Annotated in this window: 24 protein-coding genes; 10 read left to right on the forward strand and 14 right to left on the reverse strand. The window is 58.0% G+C overall.

Going from position 1 to position 25,776, the window contains the following annotated elements; all coding sequences use genetic code 11:
* Positions 1–200: 200 nt before the first annotated feature.
* The 3 genes from EL255_RS07735 (at position 201) to EL255_RS07745 (ending at position 4,115) form a co-directional block, all read left to right on the forward strand.
* Positions 201–1,100 carry a flagellin N-terminal helical domain-containing protein gene (locus tag EL255_RS07735; RefSeq protein ID WP_042651510.1) on the forward strand — a complete coding sequence of 300 codons (900 nt, stop codon included), beginning with the start codon at positions 201–203 and terminating at the stop codon, positions 1,098–1,100.
* Positions 1,101–1,725: 625 nt separating this feature from the next.
* Positions 1,726–2,610 (forward strand): flagellin N-terminal helical domain-containing protein, encoded by an 885-nt coding sequence (locus tag EL255_RS07740; RefSeq protein ID WP_042651511.1) that lies wholly within the window; start codon positions 1,726–1,728, stop codon positions 2,608–2,610.
* Between the two features lie 599 nt (positions 2,611–3,209).
* Positions 3,210–4,115 carry a flagellin N-terminal helical domain-containing protein gene (locus EL255_RS07745; RefSeq protein WP_042651513.1) on the forward strand — a complete coding sequence of 302 codons (906 nt, stop codon included), beginning with the start codon at positions 3,210–3,212 and terminating at the stop codon, positions 4,113–4,115.
* 223 nt (positions 4,116–4,338) lie between these two features.
* Here EL255_RS07745 and EL255_RS07750 read toward each other — a convergent pair whose 3' ends face one another.
* Positions 4,339–5,301: an IS1595 family transposase gene (locus tag EL255_RS07750; RefSeq protein ID WP_042654868.1), complete on the reverse strand. Its 963-nt coding sequence runs from the start codon at positions 5,299–5,301 to the stop codon at positions 4,339–4,341.
* A 478-nt stretch (positions 5,302–5,779) separates the two neighbouring features.
* On the opposite strand from EL255_RS07750, the gene EL255_RS07755 reads away from it, so the two are divergent.
* Genes EL255_RS07755 through EL255_RS07780 form a run of 6 tightly spaced genes read left to right on the forward strand, consistent with a single transcriptional unit; the run spans position 5,780 to position 11,479 of the window.
* The gene (locus tag EL255_RS07755) at positions 5,780–6,679 is read left to right on the forward strand and encodes a flagellin N-terminal helical domain-containing protein (protein WP_042654484.1); all 900 of its coding nucleotides are present in this window, start codon (positions 5,780–5,782) and stop codon (positions 6,677–6,679) included.
* Positions 6,680–6,718: 39 nt separating this feature from the next.
* Complete coding sequence (locus EL255_RS07760; protein ID WP_232018921.1) at positions 6,719–7,174, forward strand: flagellar protein FlaG; 456 nt, start codon at positions 6,719–6,721, stop codon at positions 7,172–7,174.
* Between the two features lie 33 nt (positions 7,175–7,207).
* On the forward strand, positions 7,208–8,617 hold the full coding sequence (gene fliD, locus EL255_RS07765) for a flagellar filament capping protein FliD (RefSeq protein ID WP_042654485.1): 1,410 nt from the start codon (positions 7,208–7,210) through the stop codon (positions 8,615–8,617).
* Between the two features lie 29 nt (positions 8,618–8,646).
* Positions 8,647–9,069, forward strand: coding sequence for a flagellar export chaperone FliS (fliS, locus tag EL255_RS07770; protein WP_042654486.1), 423 nt, complete (start codon positions 8,647–8,649; stop codon positions 9,067–9,069).
* Complete coding sequence (locus tag EL255_RS07775) at positions 9,066–9,392, forward strand: hypothetical protein (RefSeq protein WP_232018922.1); 327 nt, start codon at positions 9,066–9,068, stop codon at positions 9,390–9,392. Before fliS ends, EL255_RS07775 begins: the two co-directional genes overlap by 4 nt.
* Entirely contained in the window at positions 9,392–11,479 is a 2,088-nt protein-coding gene (locus EL255_RS07780; protein WP_042654487.1) for a motility associated factor glycosyltransferase family protein, read from the forward strand. Before EL255_RS07775 ends, EL255_RS07780 begins: the two co-directional genes overlap by 1 nt.
* A gap of 62 nt (positions 11,480–11,541) precedes the next feature.
* Here EL255_RS07780 and EL255_RS07785 read toward each other — a convergent pair whose 3' ends face one another.
* The 13 genes from EL255_RS07785 to EL255_RS07845 all read right to left on the reverse strand — a co-directional run bounded on the left by EL255_RS07785 (position 11,542) and on the right by EL255_RS07845 (position 23,721).
* Positions 11,542–12,207: a class I SAM-dependent methyltransferase gene (locus EL255_RS07785; RefSeq protein WP_042654488.1), complete on the reverse strand. Its 666-nt coding sequence runs from the start codon at positions 12,205–12,207 to the stop codon at positions 11,542–11,544.
* An 11-nt stretch (positions 12,208–12,218) separates the two neighbouring features.
* Positions 12,219–13,256: a pseudaminic acid synthase gene (gene pseI / locus EL255_RS07790; RefSeq protein ID WP_408608804.1), complete on the reverse strand. Its 1,038-nt coding sequence runs from the start codon at positions 13,254–13,256 to the stop codon at positions 12,219–12,221.
* Positions 13,257–13,271: 15 nt separating this feature from the next.
* Positions 13,272–13,823, reverse strand: a complete 552-nt coding sequence (pseH, locus tag EL255_RS07795) for a UDP-4-amino-4,6-dideoxy-N-acetyl-beta-L-altrosamine N-acetyltransferase (protein ID WP_197720917.1) — start codon at positions 13,821–13,823, stop codon at positions 13,272–13,274.
* A gap of 2 nt (positions 13,824–13,825) precedes the next feature.
* Complete coding sequence (gene pseG / locus EL255_RS07800; protein ID WP_084228392.1) at positions 13,826–14,950, reverse strand: UDP-2,4-diacetamido-2,4,6-trideoxy-beta-L-altropyranose hydrolase; 1,125 nt, start codon at positions 14,948–14,950, stop codon at positions 13,826–13,828.
* 73 nt (positions 14,951–15,023) lie between these two features.
* On the reverse strand, positions 15,024–16,313 hold the full coding sequence (locus tag EL255_RS07805; protein ID WP_042654491.1) for an aminotransferase class III-fold pyridoxal phosphate-dependent enzyme: 1,290 nt from the start codon (positions 16,311–16,313) through the stop codon (positions 15,024–15,026).
* Positions 16,310–17,065 carry a cytidylyltransferase domain-containing protein gene (locus tag EL255_RS07810; RefSeq protein WP_042654540.1) on the reverse strand — a complete coding sequence of 252 codons (756 nt, stop codon included), beginning with the start codon at positions 17,063–17,065 and terminating at the stop codon, positions 16,310–16,312. Before EL255_RS07810 ends, EL255_RS07805 begins: the two co-directional genes overlap by 4 nt.
* Positions 17,062–17,907 (reverse strand): aldo/keto reductase, encoded by an 846-nt coding sequence (locus EL255_RS07815; RefSeq protein ID WP_042654492.1) that lies wholly within the window; start codon positions 17,905–17,907, stop codon positions 17,062–17,064. Before EL255_RS07815 ends, EL255_RS07810 begins: the two co-directional genes overlap by 4 nt.
* A complete protein-coding gene (pseC, locus tag EL255_RS07820) occupies positions 17,898–19,040 on the reverse strand; it encodes a UDP-4-amino-4,6-dideoxy-N-acetyl-beta-L-altrosamine transaminase (RefSeq protein WP_042654493.1) in 1,143 nt (380 codons plus the stop codon). The genes EL255_RS07815 and pseC overlap by 10 nt, the downstream gene beginning before the upstream one ends.
* The gene (gene pseB, locus EL255_RS07825) at positions 19,037–20,041 is read right to left on the reverse strand and encodes a UDP-N-acetylglucosamine 4,6-dehydratase (inverting) (RefSeq protein WP_042654494.1); all 1,005 of its coding nucleotides are present in this window, start codon (positions 20,039–20,041) and stop codon (positions 19,037–19,039) included. The genes pseC and pseB overlap by 4 nt, the downstream gene beginning before the upstream one ends.
* A 105-nt stretch (positions 20,042–20,146) precedes the next feature.
* Complete coding sequence (locus tag EL255_RS07830; RefSeq protein ID WP_042654495.1) at positions 20,147–20,989, reverse strand: cobalamin-binding protein; 843 nt, start codon at positions 20,987–20,989, stop codon at positions 20,147–20,149.
* Entirely contained in the window at positions 20,982–21,917 is a 936-nt protein-coding gene (locus EL255_RS07835) for a cobalamin biosynthesis protein CobD/CbiB (protein ID WP_197720939.1), read from the reverse strand. Before EL255_RS07835 ends, EL255_RS07830 begins: the two co-directional genes overlap by 8 nt.
* A 23-nt stretch (positions 21,918–21,940) precedes the next feature.
* Entirely contained in the window at positions 21,941–22,633 is a 693-nt protein-coding gene (gene mtnN, locus EL255_RS07840; protein ID WP_042654497.1) for a 5'-methylthioadenosine/S-adenosylhomocysteine nucleosidase, read from the reverse strand.
* Positions 22,634–22,791: 158 nt separating this feature from the next.
* Positions 22,792–23,721 (reverse strand): ZIP family metal transporter, encoded by a 930-nt coding sequence (locus EL255_RS07845; protein ID WP_042654498.1) that lies wholly within the window; start codon positions 23,719–23,721, stop codon positions 22,792–22,794.
* Positions 23,722–24,061: 340 nt separating this feature from the next.
* On the opposite strand from EL255_RS07845, the gene EL255_RS07850 reads away from it, so the two are divergent.
* Positions 24,062–25,693 carry a methyl-accepting chemotaxis protein gene (locus tag EL255_RS07850; RefSeq protein WP_042654500.1) on the forward strand — a complete coding sequence of 544 codons (1,632 nt, stop codon included), beginning with the start codon at positions 24,062–24,064 and terminating at the stop codon, positions 25,691–25,693.
* Positions 25,694–25,776 lie beyond the last annotated feature (83 nt).

Here is a 25,776-nt window from a genome sequence, read left to right on the forward strand (position 1 = left end):
CCACAAAAAATCCTGAACTTTTTTCTCAAGGCTGAGAAATACAGGCCGATATATAGGTTAGGCGGCAATTACGGCCATGAAGGCTGTAAAAAACAAATTAAAGTCTCACCAAAAAGCGCCGTTAACTAAACATATCAGGCACGAACAAAATAAAGCCTGAGTGAATTAAAGATAAAATTTAATAGCTTAGGAGAATAGTCATGAGTATGTATATCAATACCAACGTTTCATCGCTTAACGCTCAGCGTAACATGATGAACAGCACCAAATCCCTGGATACCTCTTACACTCGGCTGGCCTCCGGTCTGCGCATCAACAGCGCAAAAGACGATGCGGCCGGCTTGCAGATCTCCAACCGTCTGACCTCCCAGGTCAACGGCCTGGATCAGGGCAACCGCAACGCCAACGACGGCATCTCACTGGCGCAGACCGCAGAAGGCGCCATGGATGAAGTGACCGGCATGCTGCAGCGCATGCGCACCCTGGCCCAACAATCCGCCAACGGCTCCAATTCCGCCAAGGATCGTGAAGCCTTGCAAAAAGAGGTGGATCAACTGGGGGCTGAGGTCAACCGTATCTCTAGCGCGACTACCTTTGCGGGTACCAAACTGCTGGATGGCTCTTTTAGCGGTACTTTCCAGGTCGGGGCCGATGCCAACCAGACTATCGGTTTTAGCCTGAGCCAGGCCGATGGTTTCAGCATCTCAGGAATTGCGGCTGCAGCTGGCACTTCAATCACGACTGCTACTGGCGCTATGCTGGTGTCAACTATTTTCGTTGGCGGCAGTGCTGGTGGTATTAACATCGCTACCCAGAGCGCTGCTCAAAACGTATTGGCCGCAGTTGACTCCCTTTTGACCGTGGTCGATGGCAAGCGTGCGGAGCTGGGGGCGGTGCAAAACCGGTTGGATTCGACCATCCGCAACCAGTCCAATATCTCGGAAAACGTCAGTGCCGCGCGTTCCCGTATTCGTGATGCAGATTTTGCGACTGAGACCGCCAATATGACCAAACAGAACATTTTGCAACAGGCGGCTTCCAGCATTCTGGCGCAAGCCAACCAGCGTCCGCAGTCCGCGCTCTCCCTGCTGCAGAACTAATGGGCAACTTTAAGAATAAAGAAAAAGGGCGGTTGTTCAGGCCGCCCTGGTAAAGAAGATGGAACAATGGGGTGTTCGGATTTACGCCTTGTTCTATCGAAAGAGAAGTTCTCTTAATGATATAGCCCTCGAGTGTTACGCAGATCGTTCACTCTGCCACCCTCGAGGTTGTTCTCCTGAGCGTAAGCTCTTTTTTGGCCGACACTGTCGGCCTTTTTTATGGATGCCAGAAAACTGACGTCCCATAAAACCAAGCACAAACCATGCCATTCTCGATCTAGCCCTGATCTGCAATCCCTGTGTGCATTCTCCACATCAGGGAGGTCTTACGGCGCAACTCTCCGTCAACCTCATCATGCCGAGCGGCGACTATCTGCCTCTCGGTTGATGAGGGCGGCAATAAATCTCCTAAAGCTTTTGTTGAAAATGCCGCTACAGAATGTGAAGCAAAATGAGGGGTGTTCGGAAGTCCAACATTTGCGCAACTGCGGGTTTGATGTCCGTTCAAACAGAGGACCCGCCAGATGGTACAGACCCGTTCAAGCTGTCCATCTGAACGGTGGGATCCTGACTGTGTTGACACAAGCAGAGCCCGCAGTTTCTTGTTCATCAGGAGAAATCTTTTATGGCCATGTTTATCAATACCAACACTTCATCATTGAACGCGCAGCGTAACTTGATGAACACCACCAAGTCGTTGGATACCTCGTACACCCGCCTGGCATCCGGCCTGCGCATCAACAGCGCCAAGGACGATGCGGCCGGTCTGCAGATCTCCAACCGTCTGACCTCTCAGGTCAACGGCTTGGATCAGGGTAACCGCAACGCCAACGACGGCATCTCCCTGGCGCAGACCGCGGAAGGAGCCATGGATGAAGTGACCGGCATGCTGCAGCGCATGCGCACCCTGGCTCAGCAATCCGCCAACGGCTCCAACTCCGACAAGGATCGTGAGGCCCTGCAAAAAGAGGTGGATCAGCTGGGCTCCGAGATCAACCGTATCTCCAAAGACACCACCTTCGCCGGCACCAAGTTGCTGGATGGCAACTACAGCGGCAACTTCCAGGTGGGGGCCGATGCCAACCAGACCATTGGCTTCAGCCTGAGCCAGGCTGGCGGTTTCAGCATTTCAGGCATTGCGACTGCGGTGACTGCAGCAGGTGGCGCGCCGGTTGGCAGTGTGTTTACCAGTGGCTCTAACATCGGTGGTATCAGCATCAGCAGTCAGAGCAATGCTCAAAATGTCCTGGCGGCAGTCGACTCCATGTTGGAAGTGGTCGATGGCAAGCGTGCCGAGCTGGGTGCGGTGCAGAACCGGTTGGATTCGACCATTCGTAACCAATCCAATATCTCGGAAAACGTCAGTGCCGCGCGCTCCCGTATCCGCGATGCGGACTTTGCCACCGAGACCGCCAACATGACCAAGCAGAATATTCTGCAACAGGCGGCCTCCAGCATCCTGGCGCAGGCCAACCAGCGCCCGCAGTCGGCCTTGTCGCTGCTGGGCTAACTCGATAAGTCCCAAGAAAAAGAAAAGGGCGGTTGTTCAGGCCGCCCTGGTAGAAAGATGGAACAACGGGGTGTTCGGATTGACGCCTTGTTCTATCGAAAGAGAGACCCTCTTATATATCGCCTCGAGGTTGGCAGCCTTCACACTGTCACCTCGAGGCTGTCCTCCTGATCGCAAGCTCTTCTTTGGCCGACATCGTCGGCTTTCTTATTGGTACCGGTAAAACGATGAACCATAAATCAGAGCGTATTAACCCTCCCCGTTGATACCTGATATCAGCCTTCGACGGCAGATTAAGTGCAGGGTGTCAGGGAGTGATAAAGAGCCCTCTTTGCCATCACGTCATTATGGAGAGTGACAACCTCTTTATTGATAGGGTCACCCTAAAGCTTCTGATGGGACTGCCGTTACAGAACGTGAAGCAAAATGAGGGTGTTCGGAAATCCAGCATTTGCGCAACTGTGGGCCCGATGTTCGTTCAAACGGAGGGCCCGCCAGGTGGAACAGACCCGTTCAAGCTGTCCATCTGAACGGTGGGATCCTGACTGTGTTGACACAAGCAGAGCCCACAGTTTCTTGTTCATCAGGAGAAATCTTTTATGGCCATGTTTATCAATACCAACACTTCATCATTGAACGCCCAGCGTAACTTGATGAACACCACCAAGTCGTTGGATACCTCGTACACCCGCCTGGCGTCCGGTCTGCGCATCAACAGTGCCAAGGACGATGCGGCCGGTCTGCAGATCTCCAACCGTCTGACCTCCCAGGTCAATGGCCTGGATCAGGGCAACCGCAACGCCAACGACGGCATCTCCCTGGCGCAGACCGCTGAAGGCGCCATGGACGAAGTGACCGGCATGCTGCAGCGCATGCGCACCCTGGCTCAGCAATCCGCCAACGGCTCCAACTCCGCCAAGGATCGCGAGGCTCTGCAGAAGGAAGTGGATCAGCTGGGATCGGAGATCAACCGCATCTCTACAGACACCACCTTCGCCGGGACCAAGTTGCTGGATGGCAACTACAGCGGCTCCTTCCAGGTGGGCGCCGATGCCAACCAGACTATAGGTTTCAGTCTGAGTCAGGTCGGTGGTTTCAGTATTTCTGGGATTGCGACGGCGGCTTCCAATTTTACCAGTGGTCCTGCTGGCTCTATCGTTACCGCGGTTTCAACCATTTTCACCAGCGGTTCCAATCCCGGTGGTATCAGCATCAGCAGTCAGAGCAATGCTCAGAACGTGCTGGCCGCTGTCGATTCCATGCTGGGCGTGGTGGATGGCAAGCGTGCCGAGCTGGGTGCGGTGCAGAACCGGCTGGATTCAACCATTCGCAACCAGTCCAACATCTCGGAAAACGTCAGTGCCGCGCGCTCCCGTATCCGTGATGCAGACTTTGCGACCGAGACCGCCAACATGACCAAGCAGAATATTCTGCAACAGGCGGCCTCCAGCATCCTGGCGCAGGCCAACCAGCGCCCGCAATCGGCCCTGTCGCTGCTGGGCTAACTCGATAAGTTCAAATAAAAAGAAAAGGGCGGTTGTTCAGGCCGCCCTGGTAAGAAAGATGGAACAACGGGGTGTTCGGATTTACGCCTTGTTCTATCGAAAGCATGATTCTCTTATTGGTATACCCCTCGAGTGTTGCGCAGATCGTTCACTCTGTCACCCTCGAGGTTGTTCTCCTGAGCGTAAGCTCTTCTTTGGCCGACACTGTCGGCCTTTCTTATGGCTATGTCCCAATTACGTGTTGCATGGGGCGCCCCAGCGCCTCATGCAAGCAATGTGGAACATCCACTTCCTGCCCATAACGTTCCAGCATCCTACGCCAGCCCAGATAATTCCTCAGATAGTGGGTCGCTACCCCATGGAACAGTTCCATCCACTCCTTCAACCGCCGGTGGTAACCATTCACATGCTGGATGTGATACGCCCCCACCACTCGCCCTCCCGCACGGTTGTGCACCACTTGGTGGGTCATGCCCTGCGACTTGCTGAAACTGGCATACACCCCAGCACCATCGCTGCAGAGCACCGCATCCGGCGCGACTAGCGGCTGCAGCACCGTCCTGACGGTCCTGGCATCCAGCCGCTCCAGCTGGAAGTCGGCCAGATGGCCAGCTCTGTCCTGCACCACCATCACTGGGATGTAATCCGGCCCTGTGCCACGAGTGCGGCCTTTGCCACCACGGCGGCGGGCCGGACGGGGTAATCCACGTTGCCCCTTGAACGATTCCAGGAAGAAGGTTTCATCGACCTCGACGATACCCTCTTCCCGTGCCGCCTGATGGGTTGCCATGGCTTTCAGGAAACGGTGACGCCACAAGAAGGCGGTGTTTTTGCAGACCCCGCAGCGGAGGGCGGCTTGTCGGACGGTAAGCCCGTCGATGAGTGCCTGGGCGTAGTCCTCCCAGCATTGGGCCTTGCGCAGTCTGGTCATGGGCGTCTTGGTCAGGACGGAACTGGTGCGCTGACACTGCTTGCAGCGATAACGGCGCAGTCCTCGGCTCCAACCCCAGGGGGCCAATTGCGCGGCCTCGGCCTGACAGTGGGGGCAACATCGGCAAGCAGGGAGTTGAGCGGCAAGCGAGGTGATGAGATGGGGGATTGTGAGTTCCTGCTCTGCGAGACGGCGCTGGCGCAAAGTGAGCTGTGGGAAGAGAGACAGCAGGTGTTGAAAGGCTTGGGTATCCATGACGACGGCCCTCAGGGTGATGACCTACTTCAAGGTTAGCCTTTCAACATGTAATTGGGACAGCGCCTTTCTTATGGGTGCCGAGAAATCGGCTCCCTATAAAGAAAGCACAAATCATGCCATTCCCTATCTAGTCCTGATCCGCAATCGCGCTGCCTATTCTCCGTATCAGGGCGGTCTTACGGTGTGATGTTTCGTCAACCAGATCACGCCGGGCGGCGAGTATTTACCTCTGGGTTGATGAGGGCGGCAATAAATCTCCTAAAGCTTTTGTTGAAAATGCCGCTACAGAATGTGAAGCAAAATGAGGGGTGTTCGGAAGTCCAACATTTGCGCAACTGCGGGTTTGATGTCCGTTCAAACAGAGGACCCGCCAGATGGTACAGACCCGTTCAAGCTGTCCATCTGAACGGTGGGATCCTGACTGTGTTGACACAAGCAGAGTCCGCAGTTTCTTGTTCATCAGGAGAAATCTTTTATGGCCATGTTTATCAATACCAACACTTCATCATTGAACGCGCAGCGTAACTTGATGAACACCACCAAGTCGTTGGATACCTCGTACACCCGCCTGGCGTCCGGTCTGCGCATCAACAGCGCCAAGGACGATGCGGCGGGTCTGCAGATCTCCAACCGTCTGACCTCTCAGGTCAACGGCCTGGATCAGGGCAACCGCAACGCCAACGACGGCATCTCCCTGGCGCAGACCGCGGAAGGGGCCATGGATGAAGTGACCGGCATGCTGCAGCGCATGCGCACCCTGGCTCAGCAATCCGCCAACGGCTCCAACTCAGCCAAGGATCGCGAGGCCCTGCAAAAGGAAGTGGATCAGCTGGGATCGGAGATCAACCGCATCTCTACAGACACCACCTTCGCCGGCACCAAGTTGCTGGATGGCAACTACAGCGGCTCCTTCCAGGTGGGCGCCGATGCCAACCAGACCATCGGCTTTAGCCTGAATCAGTCTGCAGGCTTCAGTATCTCGGGCATTGCCGCTGCTGCGGGCACGTCAATCACGACCGCCACTGGCGGTACCGTGCTGGTGTCAGCTATTTTCGTTGGCGGCAGTGCAGGTGGCATTAACATTGCCACCCAGAGCGCGGCTCAAAACGTATTGGCTGCCGTCGATTCCATGCTGGGTGTGGTGGATGGCAAGCGTGCCGAGCTGGGTGCGGTGCAGAACCGGCTGGATTCGACCATTCGCAACCAGTCCAACATCTCGGAAAACGTCAGTGCCGCGCGCTCCCGTATCCGTGATGCAGACTTTGCGACTGAGACCGCCAATATGACCAAGCAGAATATTCTGCAACAGGCGGCCTCCAGCATCCTGGCCCAGGCCAACCAGCGTCCGCAGTCGGCCCTGTCGCTGCTGGGCTAAGCCGGTACCATCTTCAGCCACTGATATAAGGAGCAGCAGATGGCCAATGAATCGATAACCTTGCCTTCTGTTACTTCGACGCTCACTCAACATGGCGGCCCTCAGGCCGCCATGACTGTTTCTCCCGCATCAGGTGGGGATAACTCGGTCGAACAGGCAAGTGTCGAGCCGACAGCCAGGGTATCGCAGGATCCGCCGGCGCATATCAAATCCGCAGAGTCGCGTATAGATAAGGCCTATATAGAAAAACAGGCCCAAGAATTGCAAGAAAGATTGGATAGTTTGAGCAAGTTGAAGGGATGGACAATCAATTTCACTCTGGTCCCCGAACTCGAACAACCGGTGATCAAGGTGATAGACGCGGATACCAAGCAGGTTATTCGCCAGATCCCGAGTGAGGAAATGCTCTTGATGAACAAGAGGTTGCAGGCTATGGAGCAGGCGAGTGGCAATCTGGCCAGTCTCCCGGGACTGCTGTTCGATGGTCAGGTGTGACCCTATTTTTTAAGTTGATAGACAGGAGGATGTATGGCGATTACCTCTGCAGGGGCGGGTTCTGGACTCGATCTTGAAAGCGTGATTTCGGCGAGTGTGGCGGCGAAGAAAGCCCAGTTGCAGCAACCGATCATCACCAAACAAAACAGTACCAAGATCACCTTGTCTGGCATAGGCCAGCTCAAATCCTCTCTCTCCGCCTTCACCGACATCCTCGACAAACTGAGTGCCCCCGGCGCTTTCAACAAGCGCGCCATCAACATCACCCAAAGCAAGGACGATCCCGTGCTGAAGGTGGAGAGCAAGTCAGGCGCTTCCAACGGTCAATACAACATCACCGTCAACAAGTTGGCGCAGACGAGTCGTCAGGAAGGGACCTTCGACAGCTCAACCACCCCGATGGTCACTCAGGATGGTCAACTGACGTTCAAGGCCGGCGACAAGACCTTCAAGGTGGATGTGAAAGCTGGCGATACCTTGCAAGACATCCGCAAGAACATCAACAGCAATGGTGACAACTTTGGCCTCAGTGTCAACATCGTCAATACCGCCGATGGCAAGGCCAAGCTGATGATTGACTCCGGTGTATCGGGGGACGGCAAGGATCTGACCATCACCGGGAGTACCACCGAGCTCGAGATCTTCGATGCGAGGATTCCGGGTAGTGTCATGAGCGAGAAAGACCGGGCCAGCAGTGCCGAGATTGTCGTGGATGGCAACACCCTCAAGAGCGATACCAATACCTTTGACGACTCCGTCCAGGATCTCAAGATAACAGTGTTGCGTGTCTCGGACCTGGACAAAGACAGCACCACGCCGGGAGCACTGAAGTCAAACAAGGTCGATATCACGACCGACAAGACCTCTATTCAGGAACTTGTCCAGCAGTTCGTAGACGGTTACAACACCCTGCAAGACAGCATGGGCACCCTGGGCAAGCGTGGCACCTTCGTGGGGGGGGTGAAGCAGGATGATGGTGGCGCCCTGGCCGGTGATTCGACCACCCGAGCCATCGAATCTTTCATGAGTAATCTACTGGTCAGCCCTTCCCAGAACAGCGGTACCTATTCCACCATCTTCGAGATCGGCGTCAAGATGGATAACAAGGGCAAGCTGTCTCTCGACAAGACGAAGTTTGGCGAGGCCGTCGACAAGAACTTCGACCAGGTTGTAGCGCTGTTTGGTGGGGACAAGGGCCTGGCGGCCACCCTGAACACAGGGTTGAAAGAGTACACCAAGAGTGGCGGCATGCTGGCACAACGAGAAGATGTGTTGAATTCAGATTTACGCAGCCTCACTCAAAAAACGGCGACGGCCAGCGCGCAGCTGGCAAAATATGAAGCCTCTTTGCGAGCCCAATACGGCAGCCTGGATGCCCTGCTTGTTAAAATGAATAACTCGGCATCCGCCCTGACGTCGTTACAAATAAACAATAAGAATTGATTGAGCGTGATATTACGAGGACTCATGTTATGTACAACCGTAATCTGAAGGCATATAAGGCAACCAGCATCACGGCTGATTTGGCGGTTGCCGATCCTCACCGTGTCATTCAGCTCATGATGCAAGGCTTTCTCGAGCGACTGGCTCAGGCCAAGGGTGCCATTGAGCGGCATGATATGGAGGCAAAATCCATTGCAGTCTCCAAGGCGCAAGGGCTGTTGCATGGATTGCAGGATGCACTCGACATGAGCCAGGGCACCATGGCCGAAGATCTATATGGACTCTACTCCTATATGGATGAGCGTATCTGGGATGCCAGTCTGGCACGCGATAGCGCCCCCCTCGATGAGGTCATGGGGCTGATGGTGACAATCAAATCCGGTTGGGATCAACTGCCGGAGACAGAAAAGCAGCAAGGCTACCAAATGAGACAACAGCTGGGTGAGCTGTGAACGTCACGTCAGCCTCCCTCGATGAGGCATTGACGGAAAATGCCAGTTTAATGGAGGCGCTGTTGCAACAGCAGCGATACGACGAGGCGTTATTGTGCATGGATGAGCGTCTGGCCTTGATCGCTCGTCTGGCTCAATTGGCAAAAGATGATCCTCTGCAACAACAGGACATCGCCGCCTTGGCCACAAGCCTCTCCATTCAAGAAAAGCAGATGAAAGCCCTGGCCATCAGCCATCATCAAGCCGTTTTTAAACAGCTGACCCAGGTCGGGCGGGCCAACAAGGCCGGGCAAGCCTATCGAGTGAACAGCAAGGAGTTCTGATGTCCGTCAATATTGATACTGCCTTGGCAAAAGCCGAACAGGAGGCGCTGCGACTGCAACAACAGGCAGAGCAGGAAGTGGCCATGGCGGCGGCGTTACCGCTGCGCTTTGCGCAGAATATGGCGGCCTTTCGCCAATATATTCCCCATATTGCGGACATGTATGAAGCCTATCAACCCGCTCGTCCCTTCAGATTTTTCTGTAGTGAAAATGGCCAGCCCAATCTGGCCTGGCTCGATGATGACGTCGCCGTGTATGGCGCCGAGCCTTATCTCATCTGCGAGACCCTGGTTAAGGAGTTCATGGAGCGGGGGGGGCTGTCCAAGTTCTCCTTCAGCCAAGAGGCCAATCCACTGGGCTTCATGCATGTGGAATACCTCAACAAACTGAATGCTTATCTGGACGACATATCCACCAGGGAAGACATGTTGAGCCGGGTTCCCCTCGAGGTACCCAGCGCCCTTATCTTCGGGGTGGGTCTGGGTTACCACCTCGGCTATCTCTATGAGCGGTGCAAGATCGGTACTCTGTTCCTGTTTGAGCCGGATCTGGATCTCTTCTACGGGTCGCTATTCTGTTTTGATTGGGCACCGCTGCTGGCTTATTTGCATCAGGAAAACCTGGGGCTGCACATCCTGTTGGGACAGGATGAAGAGACCATAGTGAAGGACTTCTCGTCGGCCATTCATAGTCGTGGCTCTTTCCTTATCGCCAATGCCTTTATCATGTGGGGATATCAGAACGACAAGATAAGGAAACTGATAGAGAAGGTGCAGCAAGAATATTATATGTTGGTGATGGGATGGGGTTTCTTCGATGACAACCTGATTGCCTTGTCTCACACCATCAACAATATCGAACGTGCGGTCCCTTTTTTGAAACAAGACCAGAGGGTTGCGCCAGAATATCAACGGACCCCCGTCTTCATCATTGCCAATGGCCCTTCGCTGGATGAATCAATCGCGGTCATCAGGGAGAATAAAGACAAGGCCATCCTGATCTCGTGTGGCAGTGCCATTTCGGCGTTGCACAAGGTGGGCATCAAGCCGGATATTCACGTGGAAACCGAACGCACCAAGATAGTCTATGACTTCCTGGTCAACCTGAATGACCCTGAATATCTGCGGGATGTTTTATTCTTGAGTACGGATGTGATCCATCCTGATTGCGCGACACTCTTCAATCAATCGGCACTTGTCTTCAAGCTCAGTGAGCCAGGGGTGGTGCTCTATCGGAACTACTTCCCAGGCTGGCAAGCCTGTGCCGCCCTTGGCGGTGTCAACCCTCTGGTGGGCAATATCGGTGTCAGCGCGCCCACTCACCTCGGTTTCAAGAACCTTTATCTGTTCGGCCTGGATAATGGCTACAAGCACAAGGGACACCATCATTCGAAGCTCAGCTCCTATTACAACAATGAGGAAAATGCCGGGGCCCTTGGCGACCTGATGTATGGCGACAGCCAGTGGCGGCGTGAAGGGAACTTTGATGGCACCGTCATCAGCAACGCCATGTTTGACACCTCCCGCCGCGTGATAGAGCAGGTATTGGCTGCGAATGAAGATGTTCGATGCTTCAACTGCAGCGATGGTGCCAAGATTGAGCACGCCAGAGCCTTGCCGAGTGCAGAAATAAGCCTGCTCCATCGGGTCGACAAGCCTGCGCTGCTCGAGGAGATCGCCGGGCTCTGCGCCCCCATTCCCTTGTCAAAGCAGGATTTTGAACCCTTGCTGGATATCGAGTTCTTCAATATCCTCATCGACAAGATGATGGCCGAATGGCAACAGGACTTCAGGTCTCGTAATGAGTTGAATCAGCTGATGCTGCGTAACTTTGGCTATCTCTCCCAGATCGCCGCCACCCGGCAGCAACATATTTCCCAGACCATGGTCGGGTCGATGAATTATGTGTTCACCCTGTTGAGCTCCATTCTCTATTCATTCGAGGGTGAAGAGGAGACGCTGGTGCTGATGAAACCCGCCATCGATCTCTGGCTGGAGTTTTTAGCCAAGGCGAGGGAGATGTATCCAAGGGCACTCGACAGCGTCGACATGATTGATAACGAAGTGATGGCACTGTTCCGGAAATAAGAGCCGAAGCATTCAGAAAGTAAGAGCAGAAAATGAAAATACCGACCCTAGGGTCGGTATTTTTATCTCTTGGGGTAGGGGTTCTGCGCCGCGAGCAGCCTCGCATCCTTTCGCAATATCTGTACCGAGATCAGCGCATCTGGCTCCAGTTCGGCGCCGCCATCGTGATGCTGCACGTGTTCGAACAGACGATGGTAGCCAGGGTGCCAGCCAAACAGCTCCCCGTAGTTCATCTTGTAGCTGAAGAGATTGGCGTGATGCTGGTAGTCGTTGCGATAGTGGCCCGCCGGAGGATTGAAATCCATGATGGTCATCAGACCCCGATCGGCCAGCAGGGCATCGCTGCCGGCGGCAATCTTGAACAGATCCTGTGGGTCGCACAGGTAGAGGCAGAAGCCGAAGATGATGAGATCGACGGCTTCTATCTCGGGCAGACAATCGGCGGTCCCTACGGAGAGATGCAACCCTGGATAGCGAGAGAGCCCATCCTGGATGGCACTTGCCGACGGATCCACCCCATAGCAGCGGGCACCATAATGCTCGGCCAGCTGCGCCAGTCGCCAGCCATTGGCGCAGCCTATCTCCAGGATCCGGGCGGGTTTGACCGCCAGATAGTGCAGCGCCTTGAAGATGGGATCGTTGGCCAGCGACTTGCCGAGAATGGCGGTCTTGTTGCGCTCATACCACTCGTTCCCTTCCTGCGCCAGGAAGACGTTCTTCTGTTGCATAGAATGATCCATTATTCAAACACGCCAATTTTTACTGGTGTATTTGCCCGTATGGGTTGAGTGACCGTTTTTCCTATCACGTCAGCTAGGCATTTCGGGGCTAATCCAAACCCAGGTCGTACACTGCGTACCGCATCCGCCGTGATGATTTCTCCAACTTGTAAGTCTTTGACAAAATAGAGGGAGCGACGGAATTTTGCGTTGCCTATTTCGCTAGATTTGCGGCTATAGTCAACCTTTCCTAGCGCAGACCAAGCTGTTTTAGCACCATCACATAATTGCTTCAATTCTGCCGGCTCCAGCGAAAAGCTGTCATCCGGCCCACCGTCGTTGCGGTTTAGAGTAAAGTGCTTCTCGATGATCGAAGCTCCCAGCGCTACGCTCGTGATGGCCGTGGTGTTATCGAGAGTGTGATCCGACAGCCCTGTTACCAGCCCAAAGCGTTGCTGCATATCCAGCAGGGTACGCAGGTTGTAATCTTCTGCTGGTGCCGGGTAGCCACTGACGCAGTGTAATATGGCCAGCTCTTTGCATCCCCCGGCACGGGCTGTCTCGATGGCCTCTCTTATCTCTTCAGCATCAGCCATGCCGGTGGAGATGATCATCGGTTTTCCGGTACCAGCCACATAGTGGATCAGCGGTAAATCAATCGCTTCAAACGAGGCGATTTTGTAGGCAGGTGCATTGAGGTCTTCGAGCAAATCTACCGCCGTCAAATCAAAGGGCGAGCTGAAAATGGTAATACCTAGCCGGTGGGCATGTTCAAATAGGGGGGCATGCCACTCCCAAGGCATCTGAGCCTCTTGATAGAGTTGATAGAGGTTCTTGCCACGCCACAGGCCATCGTGGATTTGAAAATCGGGTGTGTTGCTGTTGAGCGTGATGGTATCTGCGGTATAAGTTTGCAGCTTGATTGCATCGGCGCCAGCTAGCTTAGCCTCTGTAATCAAACGTAATGCATTTTTTAGCTTACCGTTATGATTAGCAGACATTTCTGCAATTACATACGGAGAGAAATTCTGTCCGATGCCTCTTCCATTAATAAATATTGTTGGGTTCATAATTCACCTGCTCATGCGTATAGTTATTTTTTCTAATAGAGCAGTACGGTTATGCTCCCACTGTTTTTTTAATATTGCTAGCCTGTGAATATCAATGTATTCCCCATCAATGACATGCTGACCTAGAAAAATACCTTCGACTTCAAAACCGAACTTTTGATGCAAAGAAATGACAGGTTTATTGAAGCTTAGTACCTCACAATATAATTTGTGTAATTTCAAAGTAATAAATGCCTGCTCAAGCATTAAATACTCCATTCTAACCCCTGTTCCTCTTGGTGCGGAGGGCGCTGAATAAAATGCCCAAGCTGAATTTCTATTTGTTAAATCTAAGTTATTTAATGCAGCTATACCGCATGGTTGCCCTTCAAACTCATACATATAATAGACTTGATCTTTTCTATCTTGCATATGTATCCACCAAGAATAATGTTCTTCCTGTGAAATAATATGCTGAGTATACATGTTGCTTCTTACCTTTGGCTCATTACGCCAGGCTAGCATCAGGTCAAGCTCTTCTTTTTTTATATCTCTTAATATACCGAGAGTATCCATTTTCATCTCTCCATTGAAATTGAAGCTATGATGTCAATGACTCTACAGACCCCTAAGCCATCTGTGATTTTTCTAGCATTTTTTAGCATGTTTATACTGGCTTCAGGCTCTGAAACATAACTATGTAGCCAGTTAATAACATTATCTTCAAGATTATCTGTCAGCATATATACCGCAGCTGCGCCTGCCGACATTAAATGGTGGGCAACCTCTCGCTGATTATCTGCGATGACAAACATCAATGTGGGAAGACCTAGACAGCAGCGCTCCCAAGATGTACTACCCGCAGCCCCTATAGCCAAGTCACTGTCAGCCATCAGTTGAGCTATGTTACTGACATTAGCTAGCACTGTGGTGGGCCAAGGCAAGGTGGCTGCGAGAGCCTCCACTTGCACTAGCCAAGGTGCCTTTGCTCCCATCACTACACAGATCCGACAATCATCTGGCAAGGGTGCCTGTCGTAATGCCTCTAACACTCGGCCAGTTGCATTGGGTTTGTCGACTCCACCCATGGTAATCAGCACTTGTTTTAGTGTCGGTATCTGGCGTCGTTCTCGACTATATTCCCGCAATGCAGCGAATTCGGGGCGCAGCAGGGAATAACGAGGCCCCACTAGTAATGTGCAATGTAGGGGGACTCGTTCTCGGTAGTCATCAGGCTGGCGGCCCAGATTTTGGTCGAGTAACAGATCGCAATCATGCGTACGATCGGCAAGATCATCGATCACCATGATACAACCCACATGGGGGCGTAAGATCTTTTCCCAGCAACTATCAAGAGCATAGTGGTCAACTACCAGCCAGTCGGGTTGCAGCTCGGCCAAAATAGTCTGAGTTTGCTCTGCATCCTGCTCCCAGCCACATCCCAGCCAGCTTGCGTGCGCGAGTAAGGATATACCCGCAGGCTCTTGCTCGGAGTCCGGTTTAGCAGTAAGCAGATGGCAGCGATGGTCACGGGCACTGATAAGGTCAGCTAAGTGCCCCGGATGTGCCCGGCAGATAAACCAGCACTTAGCTCCTTGTTCACGTAATGCATCGGCCAGGGTCAGGCAACGCATCACATGACCACTCCCCGCCTCCAGCGATGCATCTGCTCGAAAGGCGATACATTTACCGGCAAGTTTCATTGGGGCCCTTCAGCAACTGATAGGCCCTTTCGGTACGGACCCCATTCTCGGAGTTACCAGCATTAGGCTGCATTTAACGTACCTTGAACACCGGCTGGATTGGCTCGCCATCCAGAGCCTGATGAATGGCACTATCGGTATCTAGGCGGATCAGCTCTGGCAGGACCTCGGCATAGACATCCAGCAGGGTCAGGATATCCTGCTCACTATGGGAGAGATTCAGGTTATGGCTGCCGAGGCTCAGGATCCCGCGCTTGCACAGCTCCTGCATTAAGTAGCTCTTGAGCAACCAACTGGAGTGGTTGGCCGAGTCGCCAATCAGCAGGAAACACCAACTTGGGTGGCCTGCTGTTTGTAGCCAGCGTGGGGCATCCAGTTTCTGCAGCAAGGCATCGAGCCCGGTCAGCAGTTGCTGGCCTCGTTCGGCCAGGCGGGTGGGCACATCCAGTCGGCGCATCTTCTTGATCACGGCGTTGGCGGCCGCCAGGGCGATGGCATCGCCGCCAAAGGTGCCGGAGAAGAAGATATCTTCCATGCGCCTCATGTGCTCGCGGCGGCCCACCACGGCCGAGATGGGGAAGCCGTTCGCCATTCCCTTGCCGAAGGCTGCCAGATCCGGGGTCACGCCGAAAAGGGTCTGGGCACCACCTAGATGGTTTCTAAAGCCAGTGATGGTTTCATCGAAGATGAGCAGGGCACCGTGCTCATCGCACAGCTGGCGCAGGCCGGGTAGAAACTCCGGAGTGGGCCAGGCGACGTTCATGGGCTCCAGGATCACGGCGGCAAATTCGCCGGAGTGAGCCTCGAACTGGGTCCGCAGGGAGGCCAGATCGTTGTAGTCGAAGCGATGAGTGAGCTCGCGCACGCACTCGGGCACCCCAAGGTGGCGGGTGGTGGAGCCGATGTACCAGTCCTGCCAGCCGTGGTAGCCGCAAACGGCGACTCGCTCCCGGCCGGTGACGGCGCGGGAGAGACGAATGCAGGCGGAGGTGGCATCGGTGCCGTTCTTGCCAAAGCGTACCATCTCGGCACAGGGGATGAGCTCGATAAGCTGTTCTGCTACTTCTGTTTCAAGCCGGTGGGGCAGCGAGAAGATGGAGCCCAGGTTGAGCTGATCCAGCACGGCCTGGTTCACGTCCGGGTCGCAGTAGCCCAGACTGATGGCGAGCAAGCCGCTGGCAAAGTCCAGGTACTGGTTACCATCCACGTCCCAGACCGTTGCGCCTTCACCGCGCTCGATAAACAGGGGGGCAGCGCCATAGGGGAAGCAGAGGCGGCTCTTGGAGAAGGTCTGGGACCCTAAGGGAATGCTCTGCTCTGCCCGGGTGGAGAGCGCCAGTGATTGTTGATAACGTAAAGTCATGAATGCTTCTCCTTGGCGAGGGAGCGTGCCAGTCCCTCGTTACGTTGGTGTTGGATATTCAGGATCGCGAGATCTGGCTCCCGAGCCAGCAGGCTGAGGATGTCATTAGTAGTAAATACGGGTTTTGTCGGATAAATCTTCTTATAGATCTGCTCAACCAGCTCAAAATCGGCGGGTTCATCCACTGTCCAGCGCAGATGAGACAGGCTCGGCTGGCGTGCCAGCTTGCCTATGTTGAACTGCGTTTCATGTTGGCGGATGTAATAGGTGACATGTTCACGCTGAACCTGGCTATGGGCCTGCTCGGCCAGCAGGTTGAGGGTGCCGGCACTCAGGATCTCGGCGTCCAGCCCATCCGGATAGCTGGGATCCCAGCAGTTACAGCTGTAGTCATAGCCGCCAGCCAGGTGAAAGTGGATGAGCTCGTCGATGAGCTCGGGATCCGCCAGCGGGCAGTCGCCAGTCAGCCTGACGACATGAGCGGGGGCAAAGGGTTGAGCGGCCAGGTAAAAACGCTGCAACACGTCGTCCAGGGGGCCGCGAAAACAGGGAACTCCGAGCCGCTCACAAAGCAGGGCGATGGCTTCATCGTCGGCCTGAACGCTGGTGGCGACCATCAGCTGGTCCAGCCCCGTCGCGCGTCTGAGCCGCTCAATCTGACGCGCGAGCATGGGTTCACCCAGCAAGGATTTGAGCACTTTGCCAGGCAGGCGGCTGGAGCCCGCCCTGGCTTGCAAGATTCCGAGGATCATGATGATGTCCACATGGCTGGATTGATGAGGGCGGGAGCGTCGCAGGCGAGGCTGGCAAGCTCGGTGTCGGGCCACTGAGGCAGATGGCCATGGGCCGCACCTATGGCCGCCAGCTCATGGGGATGGCAGACCCCCACCACGAAGCGGCTGACCTGTGGCATGGCCGCTGTCAGCGAGAGCGCCTTGACGAGGGGGGAGAGATGGGGATGCCAATTGTCCAGCCGCGCCAGCGGCTCGGCGAAGGACTCGAAATAAGCCGGGCGCATCGCCGGCTGCATCAGCAACAGTCCCTGCAGGAAGAGGGAGCGTACGTGGATCTCGCAGCCCATATCCTGCAACCGATCGAGCCAGCTCGCGCGCAGGAAGCGCTGATCCAGCAGGTTGGCGGGCAGTTGCACCAGTTGCAGGGGATGACCCTCTTCGAGCCAGTGTTTGAGCTCTTGCGGTGAATAGACGGAGACGCCGAGCTTGCCCACCTTGCCTTGTCGCTGCAGATCCTTGAGCCGCTCGAACAGCGCCGGGTCGGCATCCTGGCTGCGGTGCAGCAGCAGGCCATCCAGCCTGACGCGGTCGAGCAGTTGCAGGCTGTCATCGACACAGGCCACGACATTGGTGGCCGAGGTGCCCGGGGCCAGCTTGCTCACCATAGTGAAGTCGGCGGTGTGTCGGCTGCCGAGCCGCGACTCCGCATTGCCATAGGCTTGCGCCGTGTCCAGGGTATCTACCCCGAGGCGACGGGCCAGGGCCAGTATGCTGTCGAGCTCGCTATCCGCGACCTCGCCTGCCCGATTGCTGATGCCGTAATCGAGTCCAAACTGCACCGTGCCCAGGGCTAGGCGCATAACACCCGCTCCAGGGTCTGGATGACTCTGTCCTGCTCGGCCAATGAGAGGCTGGGGAACAGAGGCAGGCTGATGGCTTGTCGGTAGTAGGCCTGGGCGCCGGGGTAATCAGCGGGATCCTGCCCCAGATTGCGATAATAGGGCTGTGCCGGTATGGGCATGTAGTGGACATTCACGCCTATGCCGGCCTCACGTAGCCGGGCAAACACCTGGTCCCTATCGGCGACCTGGATTACGTAGAGGTGGTAGCCGGAGCTACGGTCATTGTCTTGACGCAGCGGTTGCAGCGGCAGCTCGGTCAGCAATTCATCGTAGCGGGCAGCCAGTTGTTGGCGCCGGTCGATGAAGTGGGACAAGCGGCCGAGCTGGCTCAGGCCCAGCGCGGCCTGAATGTCGGTCAGCCGATAGTTGAAGCCGAGCACCTGTTGCTCATAGTACCAGCCACCCGGACTGGGGGAGTCCAGCTGCTCGGCATCGCGGGTGATGCCGTGGCTGCGATAGAGCCTCAGCTTGGCGGCCAGCGCGGCATCGCGGGTGGTGACGGCGCCCCCTTCCCCCGTGGTGATGGGTTTCACCGGGTGGAAGCTGAAGACGGTCATGTCGCTGTGGGCACAGCTGCCGATGGGGGCATCCTGATAGCTGGCCCCCAGGGCATGGCAGGCATCCTCGATGAGGTGAATGCCATATTGCCGGCACAGGGCGCCGATCTCGCTCAGATCACAGGGTTGGCCCGCCAGATGCACGGCGACCAGCACCCTGGGCAGGCGGGAGGTTCCCTGGACGGCGCTCAGCTTCTCTCGCAGCGCCGTCACGCTGAGGTTGCCGGTCTCGGGATCCACATCGACAAAATCCACCTGAGCACCGCAGTAGCGGGCACAGTTGGCGGAGGCGACGAAGCTGATGGCCGAGACCCAGGCCCAATCGTTCGCCCCCAGCTCCAGCGCGGCACAGGCCAGATGGAGCGCCGTGGTGCCATTGTTGCAGGCGATCACATGGGGGACCTGGCAATAGTCGGCCAGCCCTTGTTCGAAGGCGGGCACCGCCTCACCCTGGGTGAGATAGTCCGACTTCAGGACGGCAACGACGGCATCGATATCTTCATCTGTGATGGATTGGCGTCCATAGGGGATCATTCGGCTAGCACCTGCTGGTTCATCATCTTCAATTCGTCTATCGACAGGAAGTGCCGATTGTTTAGGGAATTGTATTCGAAGCCGGGCTCGACCAGGGTGGCCGTTTCCCCCAGGGCATTGACCGCGAAGTCATTGTTGCGACTGGTGAAACTGATGCTGGGGGAGATCACGTAATAGTCTTTGAACTCGAAGGTGTGATAGGAGTCATCGGCCGGACACATCACCTCGTGCAGCTTCTCGCCGGGGCGAATGCCGACGATCTCTTGCGGCAGTTCCGGCGCCATGGCGCTGGCGAGATCGGTGATGCGCACTGACGGGATCTTGGGGATAAACAGCTCTCCCCCCTTCATCCGCTGGAAGTTGGTCAGCACGAAGTCGACCCCCTGCTGCAGGGTGAGCCAGAAGCGGGTCATCTCGGCATGGGTGATCGGCAGATGGCTGGCGCCCTCTCTGATCAGCCTGTCGAAGAAGGGGACCACCGAGCCGCGAGAGCCCACCACGTTGCCATAGCGGACCACGGAGAAGATGGTTGGATGTCTGCCCGCCATATTATTGGCGGCGACGAACAGCTTGTCGGAGCAGAGCTTGGTAGCGCCATAGAGGTTGACCGGGTTGGCGGCCTTGTCGGTGGAGAGGGCGATCACCTTCTCCACCCCGTTGCTGAGCGCCGCCTTGATGACGTTCTCCGCGCCACCGACGTTGGTCTTGATGCACTCCATCGGGTTGTACTCGGCGGCCGGCACCTGCTTGAGGGCCGCGGCATGCACCACGAAGTCCACGCCGTGCATGGCCATGTTGAGCCGCTCGGCATCCCTCACATCGCCGATGAAGTAGCGCATGCAGGGGTGGTTGAAGCGCTGCTGCATCTCGAATTGCTTGAGTTCATCACGGGAATAAACGATCAACCGGCTCGGGGTGTAGAGGGAGAGGACCGTCTCGATAAATTTCTTGCCAAAGGAGCCGGTGCCGCCGGTGATCAGGATCGTTTTTCCGTTGAACATGTCATTGTCCCGTTATGAAGTGAGTATCTGGCAGATTGGAAGCATATTTTATGCCACATATAATGGCGGGTCATCGGATGGATGACCCGCCGCGGGGAGCAGGGTTCAGGCGGGGGAGGCCGGGTTGCTCCGGGCGATCTCCTTGCACAGCTGCTCCACCGCGTTGAGGGCCCTGGGGGTGAAGCGGTGCAGCTCATCGGGGTTGATGAGGGCGAGCCGCCGGTGCTTGACGGCATCCAGCATGGACCACTGCTGCCAGTGGGCCAGCACGGCGGGATCCCGGCTGCCGGCCAGGATAAGCCGGGGGTTGGCCTTGATCACCTGCTCCAGCCCGATCTGGGGGTAGGGGGTCTTGGCCGCGGCGGTCACGTTGCTGCCGCCGCACAGTGCGATGGCCTGGCCCGGCCAGGTCGAATCGTTGACGCTGGTGAGCGGCGGGGTCCAGAGCTGGTAGAACACCGAGACCGGCTTGGGCTGGCCGTAGCGCTGTTTCAGGGCATCCAGCCGCGCCAGATAGGCATCGGCCTCACGATTAGCCTGCTGCTCGACCCCGAGCAGGGTGCCGAGGCTGCGCATCTCGCCGGCCAGTGAGGCGAAGTCGGTGGGCTCCGAATAGAAGATGGGGATGCCGAGCTGCTCGACGGGGGCCAGCATGCGGGACTGGGCCGAGCGCCAGGCCACCACCAGATCCGGTTTCTGGGCCAGCAGGGCCTCGAGGTTGATGCTGCGGTAGTTGGCGACCCGCGGCTTCGCCTGCGCCTCGGGGGGAAAGTCGGAGGCATCGTCGGTCGCGACTATGCGATCCCCGGCGCCTATATTGAACAGCAGCTCGGTCAGATGAGGGGTGAGGCTGATGATGCGCTGCGGCGTCTGCGCCAGCCCGGCCAGCGGCCAGCAGAGCAGGCAAAGTAGCGCGCCCAGGGTGCGCGGGCTGAAGATACTAGCCATGGAATTGCTCCAGCAGGGTCAACAGCAGCGCCAGCGCCAGCCAGCCCCAGCCCGTCAGCAGCAGGCGCCGGAGCAGGCGTTGCGGCGAGTCGGCGGCGGGTTCGGCGTGGGCGTCAAACACCGGGAAGCGTATGAGCTGCCCCTGATAGTAGCGGGGGCCCCCCAGTCGGCTGCCGCAGGCGTGAGCCAGCAGGCTGAGCAGACAGCCCATGGCCGGATAGGGCCAGTGCAGGGCTGCGCGCAGCCGGCTGCCCAGCTGACGCAACTGGGTTAGTAATAGCGGCAGCCCCAGCAGCAGGATGGCGGGCGCGCAGAGCGCCTGATAGAGCGCGGCGGCGGGGCGGCCGAAATAGGCAAACTGCGGCTGTTTCGGGCTCCAGCCCTGATTCATCAGCTGGGCGAGGCGCCAGAGCAGGGCGCCTTGCACGCCCGCCAGGGCGAAGCCCAGCAAGGGGCCGGCCCATTGGCCCACCAGGCGCAGCACGCAGCTCTCGCTGACCGCCTTGTTCAGCCCCATCACCGACATCGCCCCCGTCTCGCGCTTGAGCCAGGGCGCCGCCTGCAGGCGGGCCACGACCAGCGTCTCCTGAGTCGCCAGCACCCGGGTCGCCTTGGCGAGTTCCCGCAGCGGCCGTGATTCCAGCATCAGCAGCAGAAACAGGAGATCGAACAGAGGCTCGGAGAGGGAGAGGTTGCGCACCGCCCAGAGCCCGGCGGCGCACGGCAGCCAGACCACCAGCAGGGCCAGCAGCCCCGCCTGGGTTTGTTGCCTGGGCGAGCCGTCGGGGCGATAGACCCGCCGACCGAGGCGCGTCAGCAGCGGCACCGTGGCCCCGAGCCGGAAGCGGGCAGGCCAGGGCAGGACAGCTTCCAGTAGGGCGGCGCCCACTAACATGGCCGCCGTAGTCGAGACCAGCGAGGCGGCCATTGGCGCCAGGGCGGCGGCGTCGATCACAGCTTGCCGAGCAGCTTGATGATCATCTCGGCCGAGTGCTGGCCTGCCACCTCGATGAAGGCATCGAAGGATTCCACCTGCTCCTTGCCGGCGATATCTGACATGGCGCGTACCACCAGATAGGGCACCTTGAACATGTGGCACACCTGGCCGATGGCGGCCCCTTCCATCTCGACCGCCAGCATCTGCGGGAAGTCGGCACGGGCCTTGGCGATGGCCTCCGGCTTGTACATAAACTGATCACCGGTGCAGATGAGGCCGATCTTGGTCTGATGCTTGCCCTGCTCGGCGATGCAGCTCTGGGCAAGCGCGATCAGCTTCTCGTCACAGGGGAAGGCGGCGGGCTGCTGCGCCATCTGGCCCATCTCGTAGCCGAAGGCGGTCACGTCCACGTCGTGGAAGCGCATCTCGCTGGCGATCACCACGTCACCTATGTGCAGGTCCTGGGCGAAACCGCCGGCGGAGCCGGTGTTGATGACGCAATCCGGGGCAAATTTTTCCAGCAGCAGGCTGGTGGCGACGCTGGCGGCGACCTTGCCGATGCCGGAGCGGGTCAGGATCACCTCTTTACCGGCCAACCGGCCCTGATAGAACTCGCAGCCGCCCAGTTGCAGGGTGGTCAGGTCGCTCAGCTGGCTGCGCAGCAGGGCCACTTCCTGCTCCATGGCGCCGATAATACCTACTTTCATCCTCTACCTCGTCTCTATGGCCCTTGGGCCGAATAAGTTGGCGCGGATCATAGCAAAAGATAAGGGCGGCGCCGAGTGCCGGTGGTCGAATGCGGGCGGGGGAGGCCGGTGTGGCGTCTAAATAAACCGGCTCGCTCCCCCGACCGGCAATCCGCGTCTCAACCCAGCGCCGTGTCGAGCGTCATCATCAGGGCGAAGCCCGCCATCAGGCCGAGGGTGGCATGGGTCTGGTGGCCGTTGCGGTGGGTCTCGGGGATCACCTCGTGGGAGACCACGAACAGCATGGCCCCGGCGGCCAGTCCCAGGCCAATGGGGTAGGCGAGGGCCATGCCGCTGGCGAGACCGACCCCGAGCAGGGCACCGAGCGGTTCCAGCAGGCCGCTGCCGATGGCGACCAGCACGGCGACCGAGGGGCGAAAACCGGCGGCGCACATGGCCAGCGCGACTGCGAGCCCTTCCGGTATGTCTTGCAGGGCGATGGCGGTGGTCAGCGGCAGGCCCACCGCCATGTCCCCCTGAGAGAAGCTGACCCCGATGGCCATCCCCTCCGGCAGGTTATGGAGCGCGATGGCAAACACGAACAGCCAGACCCGGGAGCAGCTCTCATGGCCGGGGCCGCAGGGGCCTGTCTTGTCATGCTCGTGGGGGGTGAACTGATCCAGCCCCAGCATCAGCAGCACCCCGAGGGTCATGCCTGCGACTACCACGGCGGCGGCGAGAAAACCGTCCCCGGTGATCCCCTCCGCGGCCTCCAGCCCAGGCAGCAGCAGGGAGAAGGCGCTGGCCGCCAGCATCATGCCGGCGGCAAAACCCAGCATGCCGTCCTCCACCCGCTGGGGCACAGCGCGCAGAAACAGCGCCGGCAGGGCGCCGAGGGCGGTGGCCGCGAAACCGGCGACACCGCCGATGAGGCCATAACGAACCCCCGGGCTGATGTCACCGGTCGCCAGCATGACGAGGCTCTGCAGCAGGAGCAGCAGCACGGCGACCAGCGCGATCAGCAACCCGAAGGCGGTGAGCGGGCGGGCCTGCATCTGCTCGCGCAGTTGAATGGACCAGGAAGAGGGGAGGGTCGATGCGTTATCCATGGACAAGACCTTGAGGCGAAGGGGAGACGAGGGCTCCATTACATCGCCGGCGCTCCCCTTTGTCCACGCTGGCGGGCCGATTGTGACAATCGGCTCAAGGTTGGCGCTCGCGGGGCTATGCCGGGTCGGGTGTAGAACATCAGTCGAAATCGGCCTGTCGGCGCCGAAAGACGATGAGGGCCATGGGGGTCTTGTGGTAAGGTGCCGCCCCCGCGAACTCTGCTTCCCGTTATCGTTCGCGACACTCTTATCTCCCGTCAGGACGCGGCGGGCCATCGTTTACAGGGACGTGATCGCCACTGTGCATCTGCTCGTCAGCAGTTGAGGATCACCAGCCAAGATGTCTTACAAGAATCTCTCCATCGGCAAGAAGATTGCCGTGGTCTTCGCGGTCATTGCCGCCGTCAACGTGATATTCGGTATTTTTCTGTCCAGCGAACTGCGCGGGGTGCGGGATCGGGTGCTGAACTTCACCGATTCCACCCTGCCCAGCGTGATCTCGGTGGAAACCCTGCTCTACGACGTCTCCTACGTGCGCCGTGCCCAGTTTGCCCTGCTGGTGGTGGAGGATGCCGCCGATCTGCAGGCCCGTCGCGGCCGCATCCAGGACAGCGTCCAGAAGGTGGAGCGCGCCTTCCGGGCCTATGAGTCGACCGTGGGGGCCGATCAGGAGCGCCAGGTGTTCAACCGCGCCAAGCAGCACTGGCTGCAATACCTGAGCTCGGTCAACCGGGTCGACGGTTTGCTGGCGCAGGGGGACATGGCGCAGGCCAGGGCCCAGCTGTTCCAGTCCAACGGGACCTACAACGCGCTGGAGCAGGCAGTCAACGCCCTGGTGGAGGTCAATCTCGGCTTCGTGCAGGAGAACCGCAACAGCCTGCTGGGCAGCATCGGCATGGTGACCAGCTTCGCCATGGTGAGCATCGGCGCCCTGCTGCTGTTCATGATGGTGATGACCTGGTTCCTGACTCGCCAGATCTGCCTGCCGCTGCAGGCGGTGGTGGCCCAGGCCAACGCCATCGCGGCCGGCGACCTGACCCATCAGCTGGATCGCCAGCACATCGGGCAGGATGAGCTCGGTATGCTGGCCAAGGCCTCCCTCAAGATGCAGGACAACCTGCGGGGGCTGATCGAAGAGGTGGTGGCCGCCGTGACCCAGCTGGGGGCCGCCATCGAGGAGGTGAGCACCGTCTCCGAGCAGTCGGCGCAGGGGATCCAGAGCCAGCAGCAGGAGATCGCCCTGGTGGCGACCGCCATGGCCCAGATGAAGGCGACGGTGGCCGACGTGGCGGGCAATACCGAGGTCGCCTCCGCATCCGCCAGCTCGGCCAATGCCCTGGCGCGGCGCGGTAATCAGGACGTGCGCGGGGCCCTGGTGGCCATCACCCGGGTCGCCGAGGAGATCGAGCAGGCGGGCACGCTGGTCTCCGAGCTGGAGCGGGAGTCGGCCCAGATCAACCTGGTGGTAGACGTGATCCGCGGCATCGCCGATCAGACCAACCTGCTGGCGCTCAATGCCGCCATCGAGGCGGCCCGGGCCGGCGAGCAGGGCCGCGGCTTCGCGGTAGTGGCCGACGAGGTGCGCACCCTGGCGGGCCGCACCCAGGCATCGACCGGCGAGATAGTTGCCATCATCGAGACCCTGCAGGCCCGCGCCAACCAGGCGAAGGCGGTGACCGGCCAGAGCTGCGAGATGATCCGCCAATGCGTGGTGCAGAGCGAGCAGACCAGCTCGGGCATCCAGCAGATAGAGGAGGCGGTGGCCCAGATTGCCGACATGGCGATCCAGATCGCCAGCGCCTGCGGTGAGCAGGATGCGGTCTCCGATGAGCTCGGCCGCAACGTGGAGCGGATCAATGAATCCTCCAACGAGGTGGCCATAGGAGCGGATCACACCGCCCGCGCCTGCCTGGAGCTGAGCCAGCTGGCGGCGGGTCTGCGCCAGACCATAGGCCGCTTCCGGCTGGCCTGATGGCTGGCTGCCACGGCAGAAATCTCGAGCATAAAAAACGGGGCCCTGGGCCCCGTTTTTTATTCACCTCCATGCAAGGGAGG

Source organism: Aeromonas encheleia (assembly GCF_900637545.1).
Lineage (GTDB): Bacteria > Pseudomonadota > Gammaproteobacteria > Enterobacterales > Aeromonadaceae > Aeromonas > Aeromonas encheleia.